This is a genomic window from Scopulibacillus daqui (assembly GCF_016908855.1).
Lineage (GTDB): Bacteria > Bacillota > Bacilli > Bacillales > Sporolactobacillaceae > Scopulibacillus_A > Scopulibacillus_A daqui.
In genome coordinates this window covers 1-24,608 of sequence record NZ_JAFBER010000022.1, presented here as the reverse complement: position 1 = coordinate 24,608, position 24,608 = coordinate 1, and the positions used below count along the sequence as shown (strand labels likewise).

Here is a 24,608-nt window from a genome sequence, read left to right as displayed (position 1 = left end):
TTTAAACCGAAACAAAAGGATTATCTTTAATCCAAAAGCGCCATGGATAGTGAACGGCCTCTTGGGCGTATTGAATATTGATTCTTGGACCGGAGGCAATATCGCTGTCATTTAATCGATAACCTTCTTCAACTAAGAAAAGCGGCTGTTCGGTGAGGCAGTGGCCGTAAAGCGACATCGTGATTCCCAAGGCTTTGGTCAATTTACCCGGACCGTTTGTCAAAAGTTTCTTTTTCGATAATGTTAATGCTTCAGGCTTTATTTTTCTTCTTTCACACATTAAATGAATCCCGGAAGCAGGTTCTAAAGCCCGAATGAGGATAGCTTCGGGCTTTTCTTTAGGACCGCTGACAATATTAAGGCAAAGATGCATGCCGTAAATAAGGTATATATAAGCATGGCCAGCCTCTTCATACATTATTTTCGTCCGTTCTGTACGTTTCCCTCCGAAAGAATGGGCAGCCCGGTCCTCGGGTCCCATGTAGGCTTCAGTTTCAACAATGATTCCCGATGTTGTCCCTTGTCTTGTTTCATGAACGATCGTTTTGCCTAATAATGCTTTGGCAAGATGCAATGAAGACATTTGGAAAAATTCTCTAGAAATAACATTCATCGTTTTCCACATCCAATCACTTAGTAGGCATTCAGTAAATTATCATTGACTGAAAACATCCATCCGACAGCTGATTTCTCTGACTAAACTTTCGCCAATTGGCCATACTAGTTAGAAATGAAGTTGGAGTGGTATGAAATATGGAAAAAAACTTATTGCGCATGGCCGTAGAATCTCGGAAAAAACGAATCATTAACGACTTAATATTAACAGATATATATAAATATTCCAGAAACGAGCTTCATCAGTTAACTTTAACAGAATTAGAACATGAATGGCAAAGGTATAGACATATCAGCAACAAAGATCAATTAAAATTGAATTAAATCGAGGTAAAGGGGTCTCGCTTATATATTTTAATCAAAGAAGTTCTGAGTAATACCAACAATGCTGTCTTTGGCTGCTTTTACTTTTTATTAGTGCTATTTTGCGTCCTTGTCTTTCCGTTCTTGATGATTCAGATAACTATTAACAAAAGTCGATGGGCTCCTGATATCTTCCACTCGGTTTAACATTTGCTAGAGTAATATTTATTTTATATTAACAGCAGATCCACTCAGAATATTTGACTAATATTATGTTATACTAATCATGAACAAAGTTTTTTTCTATTTTCTAATCCGTTTAAAAAGGCATTCCTATAGGGATGCTTTTTTTATGCCGAAAGTAAAAATTGGACAATAACCGCATCACTTGCTTAAAATAAAACTTGGATATTAACAGGATGGAGCAAAATAAAAAATGATGGATTCATTCACGTTTGAAGATTTTTATGGAAATCAAGTCACATTGTCCTTTAAAAGGCATCCTTTTTCAGATTCTCCTAAGCATGTTTGGGTGATCAGCCGGTTTCATAATCAATGGCTGTTAACCCAACATCCAAGAAGAGGATGGGAATTTCCAGGCGGAAAAGTTGAAAAAGGGGAAACGCCCGAGCAGGCAGCCATACGCGAAGTGTATGAAGAAACAGGGGGAGAAGTATTAGATTTACATTATATCGGTCAGTATAAAGTGGACGGAAAGAGCGGCGTAATCATTAAAAATGTTTATTATGCAACCATTGGCCATATTAAGTTAAAAAACAACTACCTGGAGACGAACGGACCAATTTTTATTCATGACATTCCAAAAGATATTAAGCATTTAAATCAATATAGTTTTATGATGAAAGACGATGTGCTGAAGTACAGTTTAGAACGGATTTACGAAAACTTTTTTTGAAAAAGGAAAAAAGACTTAGGATTCAAAGTAAAGTGTCCTAAGTCTTTTATTTCTTTTCTATATCCAGATTAGAAAACAGTCATTATCTAGGTCCGGCTGCCTTAATTTCTTCCGATACATGATCGAATGCCTTAAAATTCTCTTTGAATTTTTCTGCAAGTTCACGGGCTTTTGCTTCGTATGCTTCTTGGCTAGGCCAAGTTTTGCTTGGCTGCAGAACATGGTCAGGCACACCTGGGCAATGAAGCGGGATGTTTAAGCCGAAAATAGGGTCAATCATTGATTCTTCATTATTGAGTTCACCGTTCAAAGCGGCTTGAACCATCGCTCTTGTATAGGATAGATTAATTCGTTCGCCTTCACCATATGCCCCGCCGGTCCAGCCGGTATTAACAAGGTATACATCAACTTGATGGCCGTCGATTTTTTCACCAAGCATGTTTGCATATTTCACGGCTTCTAAAGGTAAAAACGGTGCACCGAAGCATGCAGAGAAAGTCGCCTCAGGGGATGTAACGCCTCTTTCTGTACCAGCAAGCTTGCTCGTATAACCTGACAAGAAATGATACATCGCTTGTTCTTTTGTCAGCTTGCTGATCGGCGGCAAAACGCCAAAAGCATCGGCAGTTAAGAATATAATTGTATTTGGATGACCGGCTAAGCTTGGCAAAATAGCGTTTGGTACATTAGAGATGTCGTAAGCCGCGCGTGTATTTTCTGTGTATTTATTATCATCGTAATCAGGTTCGCGAGTCTGTTCATCAACAACCACGTTCTCTAATACTGAACCATAACGGATGGCATTCCAAATTTGCGGTTCTTTAGACTCGGATAAGTGAATGGTTTTAGCATAGCAGCCGCCTTCAATGTTAAAAATACCGTTGGAAGACCATCCGTGTTCATCATCACCGATGAGCTTGCGGTTAGGATCATTCGACAGCGTTGTTTTTCCTGTTCCTGAGAGGCCGAAGAATAATGCCACGTCACCTTCTTCGCCGACATTAGCGGAACAGTGCATAGACAAGATGTCTTGGTTAGGCAGGAGATAATTCATCACGCTGAATATTGACTTTTTCATTTCGCCTGCGTATTGGGTGCCGCCAATGAGTACAACACGTCTCTTAAATGAAATAATAATAAAAGCTTCAGAACGGGTGCCGTCAACTTCGGGATCGGCTTTAAAGCCTGGAGCTGAAACAATGGTAAACTCTGCACGGTGAGTTTTAAGTTCTTCAGCCGTTGGACGGATGAATAATTGCTGGGCAAATAAATTATGCCATGCGTATTCATTGACGACCTGCAATGACAAGCGCGATTCAGGGTCCGCACCGGCGAAACCGCGGAAAACAAACCGTTCATCTCTGTCTTTTAAATAGTTAATAACTTTGAAGTAAAGCTTTTCGAAAACGCTTTCTTCAATGGGTTGGTTATTTTTCCAGTCAATAGTGCCTTCAATTTCAGGTTCTCTTACGATAAACTTATCCTTTGGGGAGCGGCCGGTATATTTGCCGGTATTTGCAGCAAGGGCGCCTGTATTTGTCAATATGCCTTCTTTCTTTTCAATCGCTTTTTCAATTAGATGAGAAACCGATAAATTAATGTGCGTACGATCTAATTGCAGGCATTCATCTAATTTTGAAGTAAAGGGCATTGTTTTCATATTTTAACGACCATCCTTTAATGTTAATTTCAATCCTAATCAGCTAGAAATAGTATAACATATTTTATTCTTTAGTCCATACTAATTGCGAATTATTTTATAAAAATATGCGTTAAAAAAGCAAAAAAGTTGATTGTCCTTATTTTGCGCTTATAATGAATGGTTCATTGGCAATCATAAAAGTTTCATTAGTATAACCTGAAATTTTTTGTTGTATTTAGACAATTTTATTGTTTATTGACAGCTGCTTGTGCCTGCGCTATTCTAAGTAAAAACGGCTGCTCTTATCCTGAGTAGGTGGAGGGACAGGCCCTGTGAAACCCGGCAACCACCCGGCGCCCAAACAGGCAGTGACTATTTTGCGGCGTGCTGGGAACGGTGCTAACCTGCAAGGTTAAACCTTGACGATAAGAGGCGAGAGTTTGAAACGTCCTTGCCCTTAGTTGGAAAGGGCTTTTTTCATGCTTAGAAAGTTTCAGGGGCACGAGTACCGTTTTCATATCATATCATATTATTTAAATTATATTTTGGGAGGATTAGGATGACGAAAAAGTATTCTAGACGTTTATTCACTTCTGAGTCTGTAACAGAAGGCCATCCTGATAAGATTTGCGACCAAATTTCTGATGCGATTTTGGATGAAATCATTAAGCGTGATCCAAATGCGCGTGTCGCCTGTGAAACAACAGTCAGTACGGGATTGGTTTTAGTTTCTGGAGAGATTACGACTTCAACTTATGTTGATATACCTAAGGTTGTTAGAGAAACAATCCGGGAAATTGGATATGATCGTGCAAAATATGGGTTTGATTCAGACACTTGCGCGGTTTTAACATCAATCAATGAACAATCTCCTGACATTGCGCAGGGTGTTGACCAATCCCTTGAGGCGCGTGAAGGTCAAATGACGGATGATGAAATCGAAGCGATCGGCGCGGGCGACCAAGGATTAATGTTCGGCTTTGCTGTTAATGAAACACCAGAATTAATGCCGCTGCCTATTTCACTTTCTCATCAATTGTCAAGACGTTTGGCAGAAGTGAGAAAGAATAATACGGTTCCTTATCTAAGACCAGACGGAAAAACACAAGTGACGGTTGAATATAATGAAGAAGGAAAACCAGAACGTGTGGATACGATTGTCATTTCGACCCAACACCATCCGGAAACAGCTTTGGAACAAATTAAAAAAGATATCATCGAGCATGTGATTGAACCGATCGTACCCGAAGAATTAATCGATGACAAAACAAAGTATTTCATCAATCCGACAGGGCGATTTGTTATCGGCGGCCCTCAAGGCGATGCCGGATTGACAGGCCGTAAAATTATCGTCGATACTTATGGGGGATATGCTCGTCACGGCGGCGGTGCTTTTTCCGGAAAGGATGCAACAAAGGTTGACCGTTCGGCGGCTTATGCAGCACGATACGTTGCCAAAAATATTGTTGCAGCCGGTTTAGCCGATAAATGTGAAGTTCAGCTCGCCTATGCTATTGGAGTTGCAGAACCTGTATCTATTTCTATTGATACATTTGAAACCGGAAAAGTATCCGAAGAAAAACTTGTTAGCCTTGTTCGCAAACATTTTGATCTTCGCCCGGCTGGTATTATTAAGATGCTTGATCTCAGAAGACCTATTTATAAGCAAACAGCTGCTTACGGTCATTTCGGCCGGACAGATGTTGACTTGCCGTGGGAACGTACAGACAAAGCGGAACTTCTAAAAAAAGAAGCATAAAATAAGGACAAGAGGAGCTGATGATGATACAGCTCCTCTTTAGCTTTTATTGATTAAATTTGCTGGCTGCTGATGCCGGCCGCAAATCTTGGTTCATATACTGGCATATCCATAGCATCGTTATCTGCAATTAAATTAAAATTGCGCGGAAAAGCAAAATACGAACCCCCGGGAGCAAAGACGTTGTTCTGCTTTAACGGCGAGCTCCAGCCAAATAATTGGTTCTCCCCATTAAAAATCATTGAATTATCTTTTCCCGATTGAATTAAATTTGAATTGAATTCAATTAGAATGGCCAAAATAACCTTCCTTCCCAAAAAGGATGCGCTAAAACCCAGGCAGCATGATCACGGATTTAAAGTTTTAAATGGTTTGACGGATTGAACCGGCATTTATTCCGCCGTTATATATGGCCAGATCAGTGTAATCTTTATCTAAAATAATATTTATATTATCCGGCGCGGCCACGTACATGCCGGAAGCCGCGTGGACATTGTTCTGTTTAACAGGAGACTGCCATCCGAAAGCTTGATTTTCCCCGTTTGCAATGCCGCTGTTGTCGGCGCTTGTATTAATTTCTGCTGTCTGATATTTAATAGTAATAGTCATTAGAAACCCTCCCAATCAGGTTCATAATATAGTATATGTTTAAGAGGTTTCGAAACATAGGTGAGATGAATATAAATGGCAAAATAATAGAAAAAAGGGCATTAAACCGCCCTTTTTATAAATTCTATTAAAACCCTGTGCTTAAGACTCAGAACGTGCCAAGACTTTTTTATAGGCTTGTCCCTTTTCGACATATTCACGGCGAATCCTTGCCATGTCTTTTAAATCTTCTTCGTTCAATGGCCGGATAACCTTTGCGGGGCGGCCGAAAGCCAAGACATTTGGAGGAATGATTTTTCCTTGAGGGACCAGGCTTCCCGCGCCAATAAACGCGCCTTCCCCAATTTCCGCTCCGTCAAGGATGATTGATCCCATTCCGATTAAGCATTTTTTACGCAAAATTGAACTATGTAAAGTCACTTGATGGCCGACTGTCACGTCATCTTCTATGATCAGGGTGTTGTTCGGGCTTTGGTGAAGCATGCTTAAGTCTTGAATGTTTACCCTGTTTCCTATGCGTGTCGGACTTACATCACCGCGGATAACCGTTCCAAACCAAATGCTTGATTCATCACCGATTGTTACATCTCCTGTAATCACAGCATCCGGAGCAATAAAAGCACTGGCTGATATTTCAGGATAAATGCCATTGTATGGTAATATCATATGTATTCACCGCCTAAGAATTTAATATAATAAAAAGGTATAAAAAATTATAACACATAAGGGAGTGGCTCTCGGTGTGGGTTTGGGAAACGAATGAAACGCCTCAAGGCGCCATAGTCATCGTTCATGGGTCAGGCGAGCACCACGGACGTTACCGGTGGCTCAGAAGGCAATGGCTGGACTCCGGTTTTCATGTGATCATGGGCGATTTGCCCGGCCATGGTAAAAGCCCTGGGATCAAAGGGCATATTGACCGGTTTGATGAATATATTGATGCGGTCGAATCTTGGACAAAGAAGGGAGAAAAGTTCCATTTGCCGTTATTCCTCCTCGGTCACAGTTTGGGAGGCTTATCTGTGATAAGAACATTGCAGGAAAAACAAATGGCCGTTCAGGGAATTATCTTATCTTCTCCGTGCTTAGGGCTGACGTTTCCTATGCCGTCATTATTAAAAAAAACCAGTTATTTTCTAAACAAAGTAGCGCCTGAATTACTTATTCCTACAAAAAGGTCTGCAGGCAATAAAAAGGCGACCCGCAATCAAGAGGTTTTGCAAAGGGATGCCGGCGATCCGCTTATGCTGACGAAAATTTCGGCTCGATGGTATTGGGAATTAGAAACGGCGATGGAAGAAGCCTTTCAAAAAATAGATAAATTTCCGGACGTTCCTGTGCTTATTTTACAAGCGGGAGATGATAAAATAGTAAATAAGCACTCGGTGAAAAAGTGGTTTGATTCACTCAAAGCAAAAAATAAAGTCTATAAAGAGTGGACAGGTTTATACCATGAAGTCTTCAATGAACCTGAGAGAAAAAGTGTTTTTCAACACGCACTGTCTTTTATAGAAAACAATATGTCGTCTGGAGGACTGTTTAGTGAAAATACCTAGAAAACCTTTTGGAATGATGGCGCAAATCTATCGAAAGGTTCTTCCAAATGTACATCGTGAGTTGGATATGTGGAAAGAAAAAGCAGAGGCAATCCCAGACTTCGAGTTAAGAAAACAAGCTTTGGCGAGCATACGTACAAAAACTTTTCATTGCGAAGGCGGTTCCATTTACAGTCTGCTTGCTAAAGAAAATTACCAAAAGGTTATCCGCTTTATTGTCGCTTATCAAACCATCAGCGATTACCTTGATAATCTTTGCGACCGCAGCGTATCCCTTGATCCGGAAGACTTCCGGGCTTTGCATGAATCGATGCTCGATGCGCTTACGCCTGGATCGGATCTTAAAGATTATTACCGTTTCCGAGATGTAACATCTGACGGCGGATACTTAGCCGACCTGGTGAGGACATGTCAAGACTTTTTGAAAAGCTTGCCTTCTTTAAAAGATATTCAGCCGGCCCTTCATGAATTAGCGGGATTTTATTGCGATTTGCAAGTACATAAGCATGTGAAGCAAGATCAGCGCGTGCCGCGCCTTAAAGATTGGTTTCGCCGCCATCAACAAAAATTGCCGGAAATGACTTGGTATGAATTTTCGGCTTGTTCAGGATCTACACTTGGCATATTTTGCATTGTTTCATATGCAGCGAGCCGCCATAACATGAAAGACCTTGCGATCCGTCTAAAGGAAAGCTATTTTCCATGGGTGCAAGGCTTGCATATTTTATTAGATTATTTTATTGACCAGGAAGAAGATAAACAGGGCGGAGATTTAAATTTTTGCTTTTATTATGAAAGCGAAGAAATCATGATGGACAGGTTTAATCATTTTATTGAACAGGCTGATATAAGCATTTCCAATTTGCCTGATAAAAATTTTCACAAAATGGTTAACCGGGGGCTGCTGGGTATTTATTTGGCAGATAAAAAAGTGGCCAAGCAGCAGCAAGTCCGCGCCCTTGCAAGGAGGATAATGAGAAAGGCCGGCGGCGCCGGAATGTTCTTTTTTATCAACGGTTGGCTATATCGCCGCTTTAAACCAAGTGTATAGACTTCTATAAGAAAAGGCATTAACAGATAATATTGTCGAAGGCTGCCGTTTTTGGGAATTCAAAGAAACAAGATATACTTTTAACGATTAAACATAAAAATAATGATGACTGATCTTCCGATATTGACAGATCCTTTTAAGAAGGGTTATTTGCCAAAGGAAAAAAGGGGCACAGCTGTGTCCCTTTTTTTCTTGCCAGCAGGCTTTTGAAATTACTGTCCTTGAAGCTGAACTGCATAAAAATCAGCAGAATAAAAAGCACGGCAGTCTGTTTAGCTTCTGTTTATGATAAATCTCCTTTTTTAAATGACTTTATGAAACTAGCCCTATGATGCGCATTTAGAAACACTTTCATAGTCTTCTCTCATCCTTTTTTATTTTAAGGTGGCCAGGCATACATCCTGCAAAATGAAATAAGTATAAAGTAGATAAACGTTAACAAGCATTTTAAAAGGTTAGTTTTCGATTTAGACAGGAGGGATTTCGATGAAACTTACGGCTCGAGAACAGCAAAAGCTATTGGTGGTTGTGGCTAATGATTTGGCGAGACGGCGTCAGAAACGAGGGCTGAAGCTTAACTTTCCCGAAGCGGTAGCGATTATTACATATGAAATTATGGAAGGCGCACGCGATGGCAAGTCTGTGCCAGAGCTGATGAGGGAAGGAGCAAAAATATTGAGCCGGGAGGATGTTATGGAAGGTGTGCCGGAAATGATTGAACACTGGATTCAAGTAGAAGCAACGTTCCCTGATGGAACCAAGCTTGTTTCGGTTCAAGACCCGATAAAATAACGAAATCATATGCGTTTTGGCATCCTTTTAGATAGTGATAAGTCCTGCGGTGTGATGTCAAAGAGAGACATTTGCTGCAAGCGAACCTAAGATCATTATCGAGGAACAACGCGAAACACCCAACCCCCAATTTTGGTTTTTCGGAGTCAGCCCTGAAATGGGGATAATAATTTTTTTCAAAGTACTATATGCCAACTGGAATTCACGACTGCCGCAGGATTGAAACTGATGATACGAGGGGGGAGAAGATATGATTCCGGGAGAGTTTATTTACGGTGAAGGGGCGATTATATGTAATGCTGGCAGACCTGCTTTCACGCTCAAGGTCACTAACCCGGGAGATCGTCCGGTTCAGGTCGGCTCGCATTTTCATTTTTATGAAGTGAATGCTGTTTTGCAATTTGACCGAAACAAAGCCTACGGCATGCGTTTGGATATTCCTTCAGGCACATCTGCCCGTTTTGAACCCGGGGATACGAAAGAAGTGCATTTAGTGGCGATTGGCGGCAAACGATGTGTATACGGCCTGAATAACCAAACAAATGCGTGTATAGATGGAGGTCAGTAGCCCATGGGATTTCGTATGTCAAGGAAACACTATACAACGCTATTCGGGCCGACCAAAGGTGATAAAATCCGCTTAGGGGACACCGATTTAATTATAGAAGTTGAGGAAGACCATAAGTACTACGGCGATGAATCATCATATGGAGACGGCAGGGCAATCCGCGACGGCATGGCGCAGCATCCGCATATCACTAGGGCAGAGGGGGCGATGGATCTTGTCATTATTAACGCGGTCATAGTAGATCATACGGGAATTTATAAAGCCGATATCGGCATTCGCGACGGAAAGATAGCGGCTATTGGCAATGCCGGCAATCCATTGTTAATGGATAATATCAATATGGTGATCGGGGCGTCAACAGAGGTCATTGATGCCGGAAGAAAAATTGTAACAGCAGGGGGCATCGACCCGCATATTCATTTTGTGTCGGCGCAGCTCGTTCGTTATGCAATGGAATCAGGCATTACAACAATGTTTGGCGGCGGCACCGGCCCTGCGACAGGAACGAAGGCAACAACCTGTACGCCCGGAGCATGGAATATCATTAAGATGCTGGAAGCCTCTGAAGGTTTTCCAGTCAATATGGGGTATTGGGGCAAAGGCAGTGCTTCTGCTGAAGCGCCTCTTGCCGAACAAGTACAGGCAGGAGCGATTGGTTTTAAAGTGCATGAGGATTGGGGAGCGACGCTATCGGCAATTGATTATAGTTTGCGTGTGTCGGATAAATATGATGTCCAAACGTGTATTCATACGGATACATTAAATGAAGGCGGATTTGTAGAACATACAATTAAAGCGATCGGCGGCCGCACCATCCATACTTATCATACCGAAGGCGAAGGCGGCGGGCATGCGCCGGATATTATAAAGGTTGCAGGATTGGAAAATGTACTGCCTTCCTCAACAACGCCTACAATACCGTATACAGTAAATACCACAGAGGAGCCTCTTGATATGATTGTGGTCACTCACAATCTTAATCCTAATAATCCAACAGATATTGCGCTGGCTGAATCGCGTATTCGAGCAGAGACGATTGCTGCGGAAGACGTATTTCATGATTTAGGACTTATCAGTATGGCGAGCTCTGATTCTCAAGCAATGGGGCGTGTCGGAGAAGTCATTACCCGAACTTGGCAAATGGCCAGCAAAATGAAAAATCAGCGCGGTCCATTGCCGGAAGATAGAGGAAAAGGCAATGATAATTTCCGAGTCAAAAGATACATCTCTAAATATACTATTAATCCCGCAATTACCCACGGCGTGGACGCTTATATTGGGTCTGTTGAAATTGGGAAACTTGCCGATCTTGTTGTCTGGGATCCGCCTTTTTTCGGTGCGAAACCTGATCTTATCATCAAAGGCGGCATGATTGCCCACAGTATTATGGGGGATCCTAACGCCTCAATCCCGACACCGCAGCCGGTTTTATATCGTCCGCAATATGCGTCTTACGGTAAAGCCAGATACCATACAAGCGTAACATTTATATCAAAATTGGCGTATGAACAAGGTTTGCACGAAAAGCTTGGTCTGAAAAAGGTTGTATTGCCTATCTACGGCGTTCGTAAACTCTCAAAGAAGGATATGATTCATAACAGTACAACCGGCGACGTTGACGTGGATCCGCAAACGTACAAAGTATACTTCAATGGCGAACATATACATTCAGAACCTGCTGAGGTGCTTCCGCTGGCCCAGCGCTATTTCCTATTTTGAGGTGATTGAATGATTATTGAAAAAGTTGTCAACCATTTAGACGCTCTTACAGAAGAAGAAAAGAAACAGCGCCGAATGGAGACAGTATATTTGCCGAGTGACGATCTTGTAAAGCGTATTCAGCGCGTGACAACGAATACCGGCCGTTCAATCGGTATTCGATTACGTGAGGCAAAGGATTTGGAAGCTGGAGATGTATTATATATGGATCATAGCAGCTTGATTGTTGTCGATGTATTGCCTGATGATCTGCTTGTGATATGTCCCGATAGTATTCAACAGATGGGTTATATCGCCCATCAATTAGGCAATCGTCATTTGCCTGCACAATTTGAAGGCAGCCAAATGCTGGTTAAGTATGACTATTTAATAGAGAAGTTATTAAATCAATGGAGGGTTCCTTACCGGAAGGAAAAAAGAAAAGTAAAGAAAGCGTTTCGCCATGTTGGTCACAGCCATGACTAATCAGCTGCTGCCGCTTTTGCAATGGTGTGATTCCAATTTCCCAACAGGAGCTTTCAGTCATTCCTTTGGTCTTGAGACATATATTCAAGAAGGGCGCGTCAGTGATAAGGAAACTTTCGCAGCTTGGCTTTATCCCTATATTCAAGAGCAGCTTGTATATACGGATGGTTTGATCTGCCGTTTTGCATATGAAGCATTAGACAAAAAAGATCATGATAAGATTGTGTATTGGGACCGTCTTGCCGCGGTTCAAAATCTTTCCCGAGAATCAAGAGAAGCCAATATAAAAATGGGGCGCAGATTTATCCAGCTAGGTTTAGAGATGTATGATATAGAAGACCTGCGAATATATCAAAAACAAGTGGAATCTCATCAAGCCTCAGGACATCCTGCCATTGGCTTTGCGATCATCGCCCACCATCTTGGCATTCCGAAACCAACGGCTGTGCTAGCTTATTTGTATACGTGTACATCCAACATGATTCAAAACGGTGTTCGCGGCATACCTCTCGGGCAAACCGATGGGCAGCGTTTATTGCAAGATTTGCAGAGCACTTTGCAGAAAGCGGCCGATATGATTGATGGACTTGAACCTGATGATTTCGGGAGTATTTCTCCGGGACTCGAATTATCGCAAATGAGGCATGAACGGTTAAATGTTCGAATCTTTATGTCCTAGACATTTACAGTTGGCTTGTCAAGCAAAATAGCAAATGGGGGGTAAATCATGGAACCGGTGAGAATCGGGATTGGCGGCCCTGTAGGAGCCGGAAAAACGATGCTGGTCGAAAAGATGACTCGATATATGTATGATGAGTACAGCATGGCTGTTATTACAAACGATATTTATACTAAAGAAGATGCAAAAATTTTAAGGGAAAATGGTGTATTGCCGGATGATCGGATTATTGGCATAGAAACGGGCGGCTGTCCGCATACAGCCATCCGCGAAGACGCTTCAATGAATTTCGAAGCCATTGAGGAATTAAAAAAACGCCACCCTGATTTACAGATTATTTTTATAGAAAGCGGCGGCGATAACTTATCTGCTACATTTAGTCCGGAGTTAGTGGACTTCTCAATCTATATTATTGATGTCGCGCAAGGCGAGAAAATCCCTCGCAAGAACGGCCAAGGGATGATTAAATCGGATTTGTTCATTATTAATAAGACAGATCTTGCCCCGTACGTCGGTGCGAATCTTGATATTATGGCAGCGGATACAAGGAGATTTCGCGGAAACAAGCCTTATTTTTTTACTAACTTAAAGAAGGAAGCCGGGCTGAGCGAGGTTGTCAATTGGCTCAAACAAAATGCTTTATTAATAGGACTTGAATAAAAGTGAAAGATAAGACCGGTTATTTATATCTCTCGGCTAAAAAAAAGCAAGACAAAACGATTATTGATGATATTTACTTTTATGATCAGCTTAAGGTGATTAAGCCGCTCTATTTAGATGACTCCGGGCAGCCGAGTATTTTTGTTGTAAATCCCGGGGGCGGTTACGTTGATGGGGATACGTACAGAATGGATATTCGTCTTCAGGAAAATGCCGAACTGCTTCTATCAAATCAATCGGCAACAACGATATATAAAACACCTGAAAGCTGTGTTTGTCAAGAGATGGAGATTGTGCTTAAGAAGGGAAGCCTTCTTGAGTACGTCCCTGATCCAATTATCGCTTTTAAAGATGCCAAGTTCAGGCAGGATACAAAGATTTATATGGAACCCGGCGCAACGCTGATCTATGCAGAACTTATTTCACCTGGCTGGTCCCCGGACGGAACGCCTTTTACATATGATACGCTTCGTCTAAAAACAGAAGTGTATTGGGACGGGAAGCTGGCAGTATACGATCAAGTCAGGCTCCAGCCTGACATTCAAAATATGTATGAAACAGGGTTCTTTGAAGGGTATACACACTTTGGTTCCATGATGGTTATTGGGGATCAAGCAGCGCCGGCGTTTTTAGACCAAATGTACGATTTCCTTGAGGACGAAAATCTTCCGGGAAGAATCGGTTTTTCAATGTTGACCATTCCGGGATTTACATTGCGTGTCTTTGCTTCGTCGACACAAGATGCAGAAGGGGTTTTCAATAAAGTCCACACGCTTATTCGCAAAGAATGGTTTAACAAGGAACCGATTTATTTATACAAATACTAACAATTGGACACCAATAGGGATGACCCTGTGAACTTGATAACATTTATCGTTTGCAGGGTCTGAATGATATGAACTCATTTCTTTAATCCTCTTTTTAAGTTCTTCAAGTTTGTCCAATGCAACCTTTCCGCTCACCTGCATCATCATTATAAGTTTTCCCTTTCTTATATGACTGTACAGCCTGAAAGATGTTTGGCCTATTGATCAATAAGCGCTTATAGATTTGTTGTATTGCGGTCAGCCTGAAAGCCGTGCAGTTTTCCATTTGGAACATCTTCTTTGGCATAAAATTCTCCCCTTCAAGTATTTTATCTGTACCTAAAGGGGAGCTATCATTTTATGGACAACAGCTCTTTCACAGGTTTTTTATAACTATTTCATCCGTACTGAATTGTTCCAAATCAGCCCGCTTTGTTTCTGGCCCCTTGATTTCTTTCAATAGCAATCAAAAATGGAGGATTGTTCATTTGGTTCATTATTTCGTATTTTAGAACTTGCCAATGCTTTTGATCTAGTTGTTTGGCATAATCTAATAACGCATCTGCTTCAATTTTTCCTTCAGGATGTCCGGGGTAGACGACAAGAACGATTAATCCGTCTGTATGGAGACGTTCCTGCAGCGATTGTAAAGCCTCAATCGTTGTTTCCGGACGGGTAACGATCTTTTTATCTCCTTTCGGCAAATAGCCCAAGTTAAAAACAGCTGCTTTAATATCTGAATCGCCGGGTATTACATTTTTTAGTTCATGATGACTGCGGCAAATCAGTGTCACTTGTTCGTTTTCACCGTCATCTGCAAGCCTTTTCTCGGTATTTTTAATCGCTTCTTCCTGAATATCAAATCCGTAGACGCGGCCGCTTTTACCGACTAATTTTGCCAGGAATAGCGTATCATGCCCATTTCCTGCTGTAGCGTCAACAACAGTATCACCCGGCTGAATGACTTTTGACAGACAGTGATGGCTGAACTCGACAGCACCTTTAATCATCAATTCTCTTCACCCTAACTTGCTATAATCTGTATCATCCATATTATACACATGTTCATTGGGACAGGCCTCTTGTAAATTTCTGTTTTTTATACTAACATAAGCACGGCGCAAATAAGCGGCGGTATGTTTGATTAGTTAATGAGTTTTTAAATCTCATAAACAGCCAAACCATTAAAAAGGGAGGGACGGACATTGCCAAAGTCATTATGGCTTTTAATCTTTGGCATGGTTTTTAATGTCACGGGCATTTCATTTCTTTTTCCATTAAATACAATTTATATTCATGAACATCTTGGCCATTCTTTAACTTTCGCAGGGTTTGTGCTTATGCTAAACTCAGGTGCTGGTATTGTCGGCAATTTAATCGGGGGCATGATGTTTGATCGGATCGGCGGATATAAATCCATTCTATCAGGCGTTATCATTGCGACCGCTGCAGGTTTTTTAATGGCGATGTTTCACAGTACATGGCCTTATACCATCTTTCTTGCTGTCATTGGTTTTGGCTCCGGGTTAATATTTCCTTCCATGTATGCCTTGGCTGGAACAGTATGGCCTGAAGGCGGCAGGAAGGCTTTTAATGCGCTTTATGTTGCGCAGAATCTGGGTGTTGCATTAGGTGCTTCAGTCGGAGGTTTTATCGCATCAGTATCTTTTATTTATATATTTGTTGTTAATGGCATCATGTATTTATTTTTTGCTCTCATCGTTTTACTGACATATAAATCAATTGACCCAAGGAATGAGGCCATCGATGTACAAACGAGCATGATGGAACAATCAGGAGCGATTAAGAATAAACATAGATTCTATTCATTGGTCGTTTTATGCATCGGCTTTTTTATTTGTTGGATTGCTTATGTTCAGTGGCAGTCAACCATTTCAGTATATACGCAATCGCTGGGTATACCTTTAGCGAAGTATAGCCTTTTGTGGTCCATTAATGGTCTTTTAATCGTTTTGGGACAGCCGGCGGTTTCTTTCATTGTAAGGTATCTTAAATTGCCGAAAGCGCAAATCCTTACGGGCATAGCGATTTTCGTGATTTCCTTTATTTCATTGCTGTTTTCTCATCAGTTTTCAGGATTCTTAATCTCCATGATTATATTAACTTTGGGAGAGATGCTTGTCTGGCCTGCGGTTCCATCTATAGCTCAGGATCTCGCGCCTAATGGCAAATCAGGATTCTACCAAGGTTTTGTAAACAGTGTTTCAACAGGAGGACGGATGGTCGGTCCGCTCATTGGCGGGTTCATTGTCGATCTTACTAATATTCATGTTTTAATATATATTCTTCTATTTATTTATATAGGAGCGGTAATAACGACGCTTATTTATGATAAAAGCTTAAACAGGCGCCTCTGCCGTCAGCAGCATCTGGTTAACAGGTATAAAGAATAGATAATGAGGATAGAATATAGTAAAATATTTAAACAAAGTATTGACACTTTTTTATGCTTTGCATAAAATACTAATTAAATATTAAGTTGTGATTGTACAAAAACGATGACGAGGAATAATAGTAATTTTGTTAAACTTAAGAGAGTTGACGGTGGGTGCAAGTCAATGATAACAAATTATGAACTCGCCTCTGAGTTGCATTGGTGAATGAATAGTAGCCATTGCCGTAGGCCGCGTTAAGGTATCAATAAGTGAGTGTTTTTTACACTAATCAGGGTGGTACCGCGGGAATTTATAATTTGTGACCAACCTCTCGTCCCTAACGCTAACGTTAAGGGCGGGAGGTTTTTTTAATGTTTTAAAGCGTTTGTTAAATCACTTTTTGAACAACGCCTAAAATGATAAAATTTCTATGGAACTAATCATGTTGCATATGCTAAAAGGAGGATGTCTCTTGCCTTATAACCATAAACAAATCGAAGAAAAGTGGCAAAAGTATTGGGAAGAAAATAAGACATTTAAAACGGACGACAAAAGCAACAAAGAAAAATTCTATGTATTAGACATGTTCCCGTATCCTTCTGGAGCTGGATTGCATGTTGGCCATCCGGAGGGGTATACAGCAACAGATATCATCGCCCGCATGAAGCGCATGCAAGGTTATGAAGTATTGCATCCGATAGGCTGGGATGCGTTCGGATTGCCTGCTGAACAATATGCTTTAGATACAGGCAATGACCCGCGTGAATTTACGCAAAAAAATATTAATACATTTAAACGGCAAATTAAATCTCTGGGTTTCTCATATGACTGGGATCGAGAGATTAATACAACTGATCCGAATTATTATAAATGGACGCAGTGGATCTTTCTTAAGCTTTATGAAAAAGGCTTAGCCTATATAGATGAAGTGCCTGTCAACTGGTGCCCGGCGCTTGGAACCGTTTTGGCTAATGAAGAAGTGATTGACGGCAAAAGCGAACGCGGCGGACATCCTGTAATTAGAAAGCCGATGCGTCAATGGATGCTTAAAATCACAGCTTACGCTGAAAGACTGCTTGAAGATCTGGAAGAACTCGATTGGCCGGAAAGCATAAAGGAGATGCAGCGCAATTGGATCGGAAAATCTGAAGGCGCTGAAATCACCTTTGATATTGCAGGGCATGAGAATGAGAAAGTAACAGTATTTTCTACGCGGCCGGATACTTTATTCGGCGCCACTTATATGGTTCTTGCTCCTGAGCATCCGCTTGTCGATACAATTGTCACTGATGAACAAAAGCAAGCTGTCCAAGCATATCGTGACGAAGCAGCCAGAAAAAGCGATTTAGAGCGAACTGAATTATCTAAAGAAAAAACAGGTGTTTTCACTGGCGGTTACGGCATCAATCCTGTCAATGGCGAAAAATTGCCGATCTGGATCGCTGATTATGTATTAATGTCTTATGGCTCAGGCGCGATCATGGCTGTTCCTGCTCATGATGAGCGCGACTATGAATTTGCGCAAAAATTTAATTTGCCGATTATCGAAGTTGTTGAAGGCGGAGATATTTCCAAGGCGGCTTACACAGAAGACGGCAAACTTATTCATTCAGATTTCCTTAACGGCCTGAATAAACAAGAAGCGATTGAAAAAATGATCGCCTGGCTGGAAGAGAACGGCTGCGGAAGGAAGAAGACAACCTACAGGCTGAGAGACTGGCTGTTCAGCCGTCAGCGTTACTGGGGAGAACCTATTCCTATTATTCATATGGAAGACGGCACGATGGTTCCGGTCTCTGCAGATCAACTGCCTTTGGAGCTTCCTAAAACAGACGAAATCAAACCATCAGGCACCGGTGAATCGCCGCTGGCCAACATTAAAGAATGGGTTAATGTTGTCGATCCGGAAACAGGAAAGAAAGGACGCCGTGAAACGAATACGATGCCGCAATGGGCGGGAAGCTGCTGGTATTATTTACGCTACATTGATCCGCATAACAACGAACAATTGGCTGATCCGGAAAAACTGAAAAAATGGCTGCCGGTTGATATGTATATCGGCGGGGCTGAACATGCTGTCCTTCACCTATTGTATGCCCGCTTCTGGCATAAGGTTTTATATGATATCGGTGTGGTGCCGACTAAAGAACCTTTCCAACGGTTGTTCAACCAAGGAATGATTCTTGGCGAAAATCATGAAAAAATGAGCAAATCAAAAGGAAATGTGGTTAATCCGGATGATATTGTCGATTCCCATGGCGCCGATACGCTCCGCTTATACGAAATGTTTATGGGACCTCTCGATGCCTCAATTGCATGGTCTGAGGAAGGTCTTGACGGATCACGGCGTTTCTTAGATAGAATATGGCGGTTATTGGTAACAGAAGATCATACCTTAAGTCCAAAAGTCGTCGAGAATCACAAGCCTTCAGAGTCCTTTGAAAGACTTTACCACCAAACGGTCAAAAAGGTTACTGAGGACTTTGAAAATCTGCATTTTAATACCGGTATTTCGCAATTAATGGTCTTTATTAACGATGCTTATAAACAAGATAAATTGACGAAAGGCTTGGTAGAAGGCTTCGTAAAATGCCTGTCTCCAGTCGCTCCGCATCTCGCCGAAGAATTGTGGTCCATTTTAGGGAATGAATCGCCGGTAAGCCTTGAATCTTGGCCGGCATATGATGAGGCTAAGCTTGAGGAAAGCACAGTGGAAGTTGTTGTTCAAATTAACGGTAAAGTCCGCTCAAAATTAACGGTGGCAAAAGATATTAATAAAGATGATTTAGAAAAACAAGCTTTGGAAACGATAAAAGACCGATTAGAAGGAAGCGCCATCCGGAAAGTCATTGTCGTTCCAGGCAAACTTGTCAATGTTGTCGCAAAATGACACAACTTTGACACTCTTGCACGTTTTTTTATAAACCATTTAGGCGTAAAATAAAAGGTGGCATACAGCCATCTTTTATTTTGCAAAGATCTTCAAAAGAAAGATCGAGCCTGTATGATAATCATTGTTTCAGCCGTTTTTTGAATACTTATTAATAACTTGACTTTTTAATAGTTAAAATTGACAATGAGAAAAGAATTTTTATATTTGAGGTGACTTAATAAAATGGCGGACGAAATCCAGATCATTCAGCCGGAACAAGTTGAAAAGCTGCTAACTAATAAGGAAGACGTATGTCTCATCGATGTTCGAGAAGATGAGGAGGTTCAAGCTGGAAAAATTCCAGAGGCCATCCACATACGTTTGTCTGAAATACCGGAAAGATATCAAGAGCTTGATATTGATAAAAACTATATTATGATTTGCCGCTCGGGACGCCGCAGCGAAAAGGCTGCTGAGTTTTTGCAAGATAGAGGTTTTAAAGTCAAAAATATGGTTGGCGGTATGATAAAATGGCGGGGAAGAGTAGAATAGAAAAAGCTCGTTTTAAGAAGTGAAGATTATGAGTTTTATTATGATTGTCAGTTTATTCGTTTGCATTTGTTTTATATGGCGTTGGATATTAACAAGAAAAATACATGTCAAACAATTGCCGTTAGATCAAATTGACAAAAATAGCCATTGTATGATTGATATCCGTGATTTTATTAGTTCGCATCATAAACCGATCAGCGAAGCGCAAAATATTCCTCTTTCATATTTAAAGAGAAAAGCAAAATATCAAACATTATGCAAGAGAAGAATTGTATTTATAACTGATGACAGACGTGCAGCGAAGATTGCAGCGCGGATCATCGAAAAAAGCGGTAAACACGATCATCCAGATTATTTCTTTACCGTTGTGTAAATTTAATTTTGGAGGATTTGGCATCTCCTTAACGTATTTTAAACGTAAAGGAGGTGTCTTTTATGTTGAAAGTCAAAATCTTTGATGAAGAGCATGAAAAAGATTTAGAGAACGAATTGAATCTTTTTTTAGAAACAATTGATTCCAATAAAGTTAAAGATATCCGTTATCAAGTGGCTGTTGCAGAAGACACGAGGGACAGCGGCACGATTTTTTGTTTTTCGGCATTAATCATTTATGAAAGTTAAATACAATTAAGTCCCTTTTTTGAATTGATTGTGGTACAATAAGTCATGGTTTTAATAAGAATATGTGACTAAATTCAAAACTATTAGTTCTAGGAGTTGTACAATATATGGCAGGATTGATCCCATATGCTTAGAGGGACATTTATTTTAACTGTCGCGACTTTTTTATCTAAATTTCTTGGGTTAATCTTTGTTGTTCCGTTCAATGCTTTAGTAGGCAGTTCTGGGACAGCCCTTTATTCTTTTGGTTATACCCCGTATGCGATTATCTTAAGCTTATCGACAATGGGAGTGCCGCTTGCCGTTTCTAAATTCGTTTCAAGATATAATGCCATGGGCGATTATCTCACAGGCAGAAGGCTATTTAGATCCGGTCTTAAGTTTATGACCATCACCGGTATCTTAGGATTTTTGATTTTATACTTTATGGCTCCATTTATCGCTAGATTATCCAGTATTGAAGGAAGCGACTATTCAGATGTTACAACGGTTATTCGCGTGACCAGTGTGGCATTGATCATTGTACCTGCCATGAGCCTTATTCGCGGATATTTTCAAGGGTTTCAATCCATGGGACCGACAGCATTATCACAAGTTATTGAACAGCTTGTGCGGACTATTTTTATCTTAGTCAGTGCATTTCTTGTCATTGTTGTTTTTCAGGGTTCAGTCACAACAGCTGTTGCATTAGCTACTTTCGCCTCGTTTGTCGGAGCTGTTTTTGGATTGCTTGTCCTGATTCGTTATTGGCAAAAGCGGAAAGCCCAGTTAGATGCATATGTCGAACAAAGCACTGTGAAATCTAATTTGTCTTTATCAGAAATGTATCGCGAATTAATTGCCTACGCCATACCTTTTGTGGCTGTCGGCATTGCGATGAACCTATATCAAGCTATAGATCAGTTTACGCAGCGCTTCTTTTCGATATTTCATCACTATACTTACAATGAGCTTGTATCTATTATGGGCAACTTGCTTATGAATGACCAAAAGCTTGTCATGATTCCGGTGTCATTGGCTACGGCGCTGGCATTAAGTGTTGTGCCGGCGGTAACAAAGTCATTTGCCGAAGGAAACCGCGATGAGGTGCAAAGGAAGACGACCCAAGCCTTGCAGTTGGTTTTATATCTGACAATCCCTGCAGCGGCCGGGATGTCGATTTTAGGGTATACGATATACGGTATGCTGTATGATTTTAAAGAAATTGTTATAGGCGGCTATATTTTAAGGTGGTATGCACCAACTGCGATTTTGTTTGCCCTTTTTTCGGTTACAGCTTCCATTTTGCAGGGGATAAATTGGCAAAAGGTCACGATTTTTAGCTTATTGGTCGGCGTTTTGATTAAATTAATATTAAATCCGCTCTTTATCATGTGGTTTGGCATGGCGGGGCCGATCCTTGCAACAAATATTGGATATATTGCTTCTGTAGCGATTAATATGATGGCGATTACGAGAGCTACAGGCTACGAATACAGTTTTATTATTAAACGTTTTCTTCTCATTTCAATATTTACAATTGTCATGTTAATTGTGGTTAAACTTATTTTATTATTAAGCGGCGGTACAATTCCTAACTCCCGCTGGCACGCCACCTTTGTTTCTATTATAGCTGTTATCTTTGGCGGCGGTGTATACGGTGTATTATCTTTCCGTTCCGGGCTGGCTCGTCAAGTATTAGGGCGCCGAGTACCGCTTGTTGGAAGATTTATGAAATAATCATTCTTTAACACAAGATAGCTTGTACTTTTTAAAGGAAAAACTCCCTTAGTTGTGAAAGGGAGTTTTCTTTCTTATGGCGAGTGAGGGGAATAATTGTTCAATTAAAAACGCCTATTGATTAAAATCAAAAGGCGGTGCGGGTATGCCAAGCCTTTGCTCGATAATATTAAGTCTTTTTCCCAACACTTTTAATAATTTCTTATTCTTTTCATTGTCTTTTTCTAATTGTTGAATACGATGATATAAGTGGTTTAAATTTATGCCTGCCCCAGGGCTTGTTACTGATTCCAGGGGCTGAGCCGGTGACGAAGCAGTACTGCTGTATTGGTCAATGAGTTCACTGGTTGAAGGTATAACCATATGACTATAAGTTGTCGTTCCGCCAAAGTGGTCATCGTATGGTGTTGGATGGATATTACCTTGTCCTTTAAAAGATGGAAAACGGTAATCAGTTGCTGCAAAATATGGTTCTTTATAATAAGCCATACCATTTCTCCTCCCATTCACTAATAAGCACTTATCTATAATTTATGAGCAGGAGAAAATTGTGTATGAGCAAATGCCTATATGATAAGATGTTTTAGCTATCTATATGATGTTCATACCATTTTAACTGTTCGCCGATCCCCAGTCCTTTTAGAGGAATTTCATAGATGAAGCCTTGCTGTTTCAACTCCGGTTCAAGGAACTTCCGATAGACTTGTCCGCCGTGAAGATAAATGATTTTATCTTCGGGTGTTTCATATGAAAGAAAATCTTGAATGACTTTTTTGCCCCAGATCCTTTTTTCGTGAATGGTAAATCTTTTGATGGAAACATCATAGGGCGACATAATCTGATCTGGAAGAAGCAGACCATCTTTGGCATTATAAAAATAAAAGCGTTTATAGTGGGTTTTAGCGTATTGAACAGATTTTATAAATAGTGGACTTTTATAAAAATCAATCACCTTTTCCGGTGAATTGCTTTTCTTGCGTGCTGTAGCTAACAAGCCGATTTTTTCTGCCACAGGCATCTCCTCCTAAGACAATATTACCCCTTTTTTCAAAAAAATAAAGATTAATTTTAAGAGGTGTTAAAAATTGCGTATAGATAAATTATTAGCGAATGCCGGATTAGGCAGCCGGAAAGATGTCAAAAAGCTGTTGAAACAAGGTAAGGTCGTTGTTAACGATTGTTTTATCAAAGATCCGAAACAGCATGTCTTTCCTGAAACAGATATCATTTATGTCAATAATGAGCCTGTTATTTATAAGGCATTTACTTATTTTATGCTTAATAAACCAAAAGGGGTCATTTCAGCAACTAAAGATGATTCTCAACAGACGGTTTTAGATTTATTAGATTCTAAAGACAGGCTGCCCCAACTCTTTCCAGTCGGCCGTTTGGACAAGAATACGACAGGTCTTTTGCTTATCACTAATGATGGGCAATTGGCTCACCGGTTATTATCACCGAAACACCACGTTAACAAAACTTACATAGCCAAAATTGACGGTACTGTGACACAGGAAGATGTTCAGTGTTTTCAAAAAGGCATAAAATTGGAAGATGATTATGTGACTTTACCGAGTAAACTTGAAATTTTAACATCAGCGTCTGTTTCTGAGGTGAAAATAACCATTAGCGAAGGGAAATTCCATCAAATTAAAAGAATGTTTTTAGCCGTCGGAAAGAAAGTGATTGACTTAAAACGTTTGACAATGGGCCCGCTTGTCCTTGATCAAGAACTAAAACTTGGGGAATACCGGCCGCTGACCGAGGAAGAAATCAGGAAACTTTTCCAATTATAAGGTTTGAAATATTAATAAAGCGGGTAATTGTATGAAAAGAATAGGGAGGGCTTTTGGATGTTGATATTATATACTGAGTTGAAAAATTATCCATTGATATACGCCCAGTCCAATGAACAAGACAGAAGAAACGTTGAAGACATTCTCATGAATAGCAGAGAAAATACAATTGCATATTTTGTATATAAAGATGTTCAAAGCGATGCTGATCATACTCAAATGAAGATGGCAGCGAATACGATAGATATGGTTAATGCTATGGGTTCAGGAAGCCAGGGAAATGTCGCCAATATGCCAACAAGCGATGTTCCTATTTATGGGGCCGGGCAAAGCCACCAATTGTACTTTATAAACGCTGGTGACAGTAAGGTTGAAAGTCAAAAAATATATTACCGAGGGCAAGTGAAAAATGAAGATTAATATGGTACCTGTAGTTAGGACACTTGAAAAAGAGTGTTTTATCTACAGGTATTTTCTTATATACTTGAATTTCAACATAGATACGGGGATTA

29 protein-coding genes, 1 riboswitch and 1 other annotated feature are annotated in these 24,608 nt (G+C 40.6%); of the genes, 20 read left to right on the top strand and 9 right to left on the bottom strand.

Annotated features, from left to right (window positions below; genetic code table 11):
* Position 1: 1 nt before the first annotated feature.
* Positions 2 to 613, bottom strand: a complete 612-nt coding sequence (locus JOD45_RS13345) for a DNA-3-methyladenine glycosylase (RefSeq protein ID WP_239549276.1) — start codon at positions 611 to 613, stop codon at positions 2 to 4.
* Positions 614 to 753: 140 nt separating this feature from the next.
* On the opposite strand from JOD45_RS13345, the gene JOD45_RS13340 reads away from it, so the two are divergent.
* Together JOD45_RS13340 and ytkD are read left to right on the top strand one after the other, a co-directional pair.
* Positions 754 to 939, top strand: coding sequence for a Fur-regulated basic protein FbpA (locus JOD45_RS13340; RefSeq protein WP_205004398.1), 186 nt, complete (start codon positions 754 to 756; stop codon positions 937 to 939).
* Positions 940 to 1,357: 418 nt separating this feature from the next.
* Positions 1,358 to 1,834, top strand: a complete 477-nt coding sequence (gene ytkD / locus JOD45_RS13335; protein ID WP_205004397.1) for an RNA deprotection pyrophosphohydrolase — start codon at positions 1,358 to 1,360, stop codon at positions 1,832 to 1,834.
* A gap of 82 nt (positions 1,835 to 1,916) precedes the next feature.
* Here the strand turns inward: ytkD and pckA are convergent, their stop codons facing one another.
* The gene (gene pckA / locus JOD45_RS13330) at positions 1,917 to 3,494 is read right to left on the bottom strand and encodes a phosphoenolpyruvate carboxykinase (ATP) (protein ID WP_205004396.1); all 1,578 of its coding nucleotides are present in this window, start codon (positions 3,492 to 3,494) and stop codon (positions 1,917 to 1,919) included.
* A gap of 281 nt (positions 3,495 to 3,775) precedes the next feature.
* A riboswitch (SAM riboswitch) is annotated at positions 3,776 to 3,908 on the top strand.
* Between the two features lie 127 nt (positions 3,909 to 4,035).
* On the opposite strand from pckA, the gene metK reads away from it, so the two are divergent.
* A complete protein-coding gene (gene metK, locus JOD45_RS13325) occupies positions 4,036 to 5,235 on the top strand; it encodes a methionine adenosyltransferase (RefSeq protein WP_205004395.1) in 1,200 nt (399 codons plus the stop codon).
* Between the two features lie 53 nt (positions 5,236 to 5,288).
* Here the strand turns inward: metK and JOD45_RS13320 are convergent, their stop codons facing one another.
* From JOD45_RS13320 to JOD45_RS13310, 3 genes are all read right to left on the bottom strand, one after another.
* Positions 5,289 to 5,534: a hypothetical protein gene (locus JOD45_RS13320; protein ID WP_205004394.1), complete on the bottom strand. Its 246-nt coding sequence runs from the start codon at positions 5,532 to 5,534 to the stop codon at positions 5,289 to 5,291.
* 64 nt (positions 5,535 to 5,598) lie between these two features.
* Complete coding sequence (locus JOD45_RS13315) at positions 5,599 to 5,844, bottom strand: hypothetical protein (protein ID WP_205004393.1); 246 nt, start codon at positions 5,842 to 5,844, stop codon at positions 5,599 to 5,601.
* A gap of 141 nt (positions 5,845 to 5,985) precedes the next feature.
* Positions 5,986 to 6,510, bottom strand: coding sequence for a gamma carbonic anhydrase (locus JOD45_RS13310; protein WP_205004392.1), 525 nt, complete (start codon positions 6,508 to 6,510; stop codon positions 5,986 to 5,988).
* Between the two features lie 74 nt (positions 6,511 to 6,584).
* Between JOD45_RS13310 and JOD45_RS13305 the strand changes: the two genes are divergently transcribed.
* From JOD45_RS13305 to JOD45_RS13265, 9 genes are all read left to right on the top strand, one after another.
* Positions 6,585 to 7,400: an alpha/beta fold hydrolase gene (locus JOD45_RS13305; protein ID WP_205004391.1), complete on the top strand. Its 816-nt coding sequence runs from the start codon at positions 6,585 to 6,587 to the stop codon at positions 7,398 to 7,400.
* Positions 7,387 to 8,451 (top strand): DUF2600 family protein, encoded by a 1,065-nt coding sequence (locus tag JOD45_RS13300; RefSeq protein WP_205004390.1) that lies wholly within the window; start codon positions 7,387 to 7,389, stop codon positions 8,449 to 8,451. The genes JOD45_RS13305 and JOD45_RS13300 overlap by 14 nt, the downstream gene beginning before the upstream one ends.
* Positions 8,452 to 8,937: 486 nt before the next feature.
* The gene (locus tag JOD45_RS13295; RefSeq protein WP_205004389.1) at positions 8,938 to 9,243 is read left to right on the top strand and encodes an urease subunit gamma; all 306 of its coding nucleotides are present in this window, start codon (positions 8,938 to 8,940) and stop codon (positions 9,241 to 9,243) included.
* A gap of 250 nt (positions 9,244 to 9,493) precedes the next feature.
* A complete protein-coding gene (gene ureB, locus JOD45_RS13290) occupies positions 9,494 to 9,811 on the top strand; it encodes an urease subunit beta (protein WP_205004388.1) in 318 nt (105 codons plus the stop codon).
* 3 nt (positions 9,812 to 9,814) lie between these two features.
* Positions 9,815 to 11,530: an urease subunit alpha gene (gene ureC, locus JOD45_RS13285; protein ID WP_205004387.1), complete on the top strand. Its 1,716-nt coding sequence runs from the start codon at positions 9,815 to 9,817 to the stop codon at positions 11,528 to 11,530.
* A 9-nt stretch (positions 11,531 to 11,539) separates the two neighbouring features.
* Complete coding sequence (gene ureE, locus JOD45_RS13280; protein WP_205004386.1) at positions 11,540 to 11,995, top strand: urease accessory protein UreE; 456 nt, start codon at positions 11,540 to 11,542, stop codon at positions 11,993 to 11,995.
* Complete coding sequence (locus JOD45_RS13275; RefSeq protein WP_205004385.1) at positions 11,988 to 12,674, top strand: urease accessory protein UreF; 687 nt, start codon at positions 11,988 to 11,990, stop codon at positions 12,672 to 12,674. Before ureE ends, JOD45_RS13275 begins: the two co-directional genes overlap by 8 nt.
* Positions 12,675 to 12,719: 45 nt before the next feature.
* Positions 12,720 to 13,334, top strand: coding sequence for an urease accessory protein UreG (gene ureG / locus JOD45_RS13270; RefSeq protein ID WP_476707509.1), 615 nt, complete (start codon positions 12,720 to 12,722; stop codon positions 13,332 to 13,334).
* A 2-nt stretch (positions 13,335 to 13,336) separates the two neighbouring features.
* Positions 13,337 to 14,161 carry an urease accessory protein UreD gene (locus JOD45_RS13265; protein WP_205004383.1) on the top strand — a complete coding sequence of 275 codons (825 nt, stop codon included), beginning with the start codon at positions 13,337 to 13,339 and terminating at the stop codon, positions 14,159 to 14,161.
* Here the strand turns inward: JOD45_RS13265 and JOD45_RS13260 are convergent.
* Complete coding sequence (locus JOD45_RS13260; protein ID WP_205004382.1) at positions 14,147 to 14,296, bottom strand: hypothetical protein; 150 nt, start codon at positions 14,294 to 14,296, stop codon at positions 14,147 to 14,149. The two genes, JOD45_RS13265 and JOD45_RS13260, sit on opposite strands and share 15 nt — an antisense overlap.
* A gap of 266 nt (positions 14,297 to 14,562) precedes the next feature.
* Positions 14,563 to 15,150, bottom strand: a complete 588-nt coding sequence (gene mnmM, locus JOD45_RS13255; RefSeq protein WP_205004423.1) for a tRNA 5-(aminomethyl)-2-thiouridylate-methyltransferase MnmM — start codon at positions 15,148 to 15,150, stop codon at positions 14,563 to 14,565.
* A 195-nt stretch (positions 15,151 to 15,345) separates the two neighbouring features.
* Here mnmM and JOD45_RS13250 point away from each other — a divergent pair, with 195 nt between their 5' ends.
* The 6 genes from JOD45_RS13250 (at position 15,346) to JOD45_RS13225 (ending at position 22,300) form a co-directional block, all read left to right on the top strand.
* A complete protein-coding gene (locus JOD45_RS13250; RefSeq protein ID WP_205004381.1) occupies positions 15,346 to 16,554 on the top strand; it encodes an MDR family MFS transporter in 1,209 nt (402 codons plus the stop codon).
* A gap of 96 nt (positions 16,555 to 16,650) precedes the next feature.
* Positions 16,651 to 16,878, top strand: a binding site (T-box leader).
* A gap of 130 nt (positions 16,879 to 17,008) precedes the next feature.
* Positions 17,009 to 19,426 (top strand): leucine--tRNA ligase, encoded by a 2,418-nt coding sequence (leuS, locus tag JOD45_RS13245; protein ID WP_205004380.1) that lies wholly within the window; start codon positions 17,009 to 17,011, stop codon positions 19,424 to 19,426.
* Positions 19,427 to 19,651: 225 nt separating this feature from the next.
* On the top strand, positions 19,652 to 19,960 hold the full coding sequence (locus JOD45_RS13240; RefSeq protein WP_205004379.1) for a rhodanese-like domain-containing protein: 309 nt from the start codon (positions 19,652 to 19,654) through the stop codon (positions 19,958 to 19,960).
* A gap of 28 nt (positions 19,961 to 19,988) precedes the next feature.
* The gene (locus tag JOD45_RS13235) at positions 19,989 to 20,333 is read left to right on the top strand and encodes a rhodanese-like domain-containing protein (protein WP_205004378.1); all 345 of its coding nucleotides are present in this window, start codon (positions 19,989 to 19,991) and stop codon (positions 20,331 to 20,333) included.
* A gap of 62 nt (positions 20,334 to 20,395) precedes the next feature.
* Positions 20,396 to 20,581, top strand: a complete 186-nt coding sequence (locus tag JOD45_RS13230) for a sporulation protein Cse60 (protein WP_205004377.1) — start codon at positions 20,396 to 20,398, stop codon at positions 20,579 to 20,581.
* Positions 20,582 to 20,707: 126 nt separating this feature from the next.
* Positions 20,708 to 22,300: a putative polysaccharide biosynthesis protein gene (locus JOD45_RS13225; RefSeq protein ID WP_205004376.1), complete on the top strand. Its 1,593-nt coding sequence runs from the start codon at positions 20,708 to 20,710 to the stop codon at positions 22,298 to 22,300.
* A 114-nt stretch (positions 22,301 to 22,414) separates the two neighbouring features.
* Here the strand turns inward: JOD45_RS13225 and JOD45_RS13220 are convergent, their stop codons facing one another.
* Entirely contained in the window at positions 22,415 to 22,789 is a 375-nt protein-coding gene (locus JOD45_RS13220) for a hypothetical protein (protein WP_205004375.1), read from the bottom strand.
* Positions 22,790 to 22,883: 94 nt separating this feature from the next.
* A complete protein-coding gene (locus JOD45_RS13215; RefSeq protein WP_205004374.1) occupies positions 22,884 to 23,312 on the bottom strand; it encodes a DUF6884 domain-containing protein in 429 nt (142 codons plus the stop codon).
* A 73-nt stretch (positions 23,313 to 23,385) separates the two neighbouring features.
* Between JOD45_RS13215 and JOD45_RS13210 the strand changes: the two genes are divergently transcribed.
* Both JOD45_RS13210 and JOD45_RS13205 read left to right on the top strand, forming a co-directional pair.
* On the top strand, positions 23,386 to 24,096 hold the full coding sequence (locus JOD45_RS13210) for a pseudouridine synthase (RefSeq protein ID WP_205004373.1): 711 nt from the start codon (positions 23,386 to 23,388) through the stop codon (positions 24,094 to 24,096).
* Positions 24,097 to 24,153: 57 nt separating this feature from the next.
* Positions 24,154 to 24,516: a hypothetical protein gene (locus tag JOD45_RS13205; RefSeq protein ID WP_205004372.1), complete on the top strand. Its 363-nt coding sequence runs from the start codon at positions 24,154 to 24,156 to the stop codon at positions 24,514 to 24,516.
* Positions 24,517 to 24,608 lie beyond the last annotated feature (92 nt).

Bases quoted from the DNA above. Each gene is read 5' to 3' on its own strand.
- JOD45_RS13345 (WP_239549276.1), bottom strand. From the start codon at position 613: ATGAATGTTATTTCTAGAGAATTTTTCCAAATGTCTTCATTGCATCTT.
- JOD45_RS13340 (WP_205004398.1), top strand. From the start codon at position 754: ATGGAAAAAAACTTATTGCGCATGGCCGTAGAATCTCGGAAAAAACGA.
- ytkD (WP_205004397.1), top strand. From the start codon at position 1,358: ATGGATTCATTCACGTTTGAAGATTTTTATGGAAATCAAGTCACATTG.
- pckA (WP_205004396.1), bottom strand. From the start codon at position 3,494: ATGAAAACAATGCCCTTTACTTCAAAATTAGATGAATGCCTGCAATTA.
- metK (WP_205004395.1), top strand. From the start codon at position 4,036: ATGACGAAAAAGTATTCTAGACGTTTATTCACTTCTGAGTCTGTAACA.
- JOD45_RS13315 (WP_205004393.1), bottom strand. From the start codon at position 5,844: ATGACTATTACTATTAAATATCAGACAGCAGAAATTAATACAAGCGCC.
- JOD45_RS13310 (WP_205004392.1), bottom strand. From the start codon at position 6,510: ATGATATTACCATACAATGGCATTTATCCTGAAATATCAGCCAGTGCT.
- JOD45_RS13295 (WP_205004389.1), top strand. From the start codon at position 8,938: ATGAAACTTACGGCTCGAGAACAGCAAAAGCTATTGGTGGTTGTGGCT.
- ureB (WP_205004388.1), top strand. From the start codon at position 9,494: ATGATTCCGGGAGAGTTTATTTACGGTGAAGGGGCGATTATATGTAAT.
- ureC (WP_205004387.1), top strand. From the start codon at position 9,815: ATGGGATTTCGTATGTCAAGGAAACACTATACAACGCTATTCGGGCCG.
- ureE (WP_205004386.1), top strand. From the start codon at position 11,540: ATGATTATTGAAAAAGTTGTCAACCATTTAGACGCTCTTACAGAAGAA.
- JOD45_RS13275 (WP_205004385.1), top strand. From the start codon at position 11,988: ATGACTAATCAGCTGCTGCCGCTTTTGCAATGGTGTGATTCCAATTTC.
- mnmM (WP_205004423.1), bottom strand. From the start codon at position 15,150: ATGATTAAAGGTGCTGTCGAGTTCAGCCATCACTGTCTGTCAAAAGTC.
- JOD45_RS13240 (WP_205004379.1), top strand. From the start codon at position 19,652: ATGGCGGACGAAATCCAGATCATTCAGCCGGAACAAGTTGAAAAGCTG.
- JOD45_RS13235 (WP_205004378.1), top strand. From the start codon at position 19,989: ATGAGTTTTATTATGATTGTCAGTTTATTCGTTTGCATTTGTTTTATA.
- JOD45_RS13230 (WP_205004377.1), top strand. From the start codon at position 20,396: ATGTTGAAAGTCAAAATCTTTGATGAAGAGCATGAAAAAGATTTAGAG.
- JOD45_RS13225 (WP_205004376.1), top strand. From the start codon at position 20,708: ATGCTTAGAGGGACATTTATTTTAACTGTCGCGACTTTTTTATCTAAA.
- JOD45_RS13220 (WP_205004375.1), bottom strand. From the start codon at position 22,789: ATGGCTTATTATAAAGAACCATATTTTGCAGCAACTGATTACCGTTTT.
- JOD45_RS13205 (WP_205004372.1), top strand. From the start codon at position 24,154: ATGTTGATATTATATACTGAGTTGAAAAATTATCCATTGATATACGCC.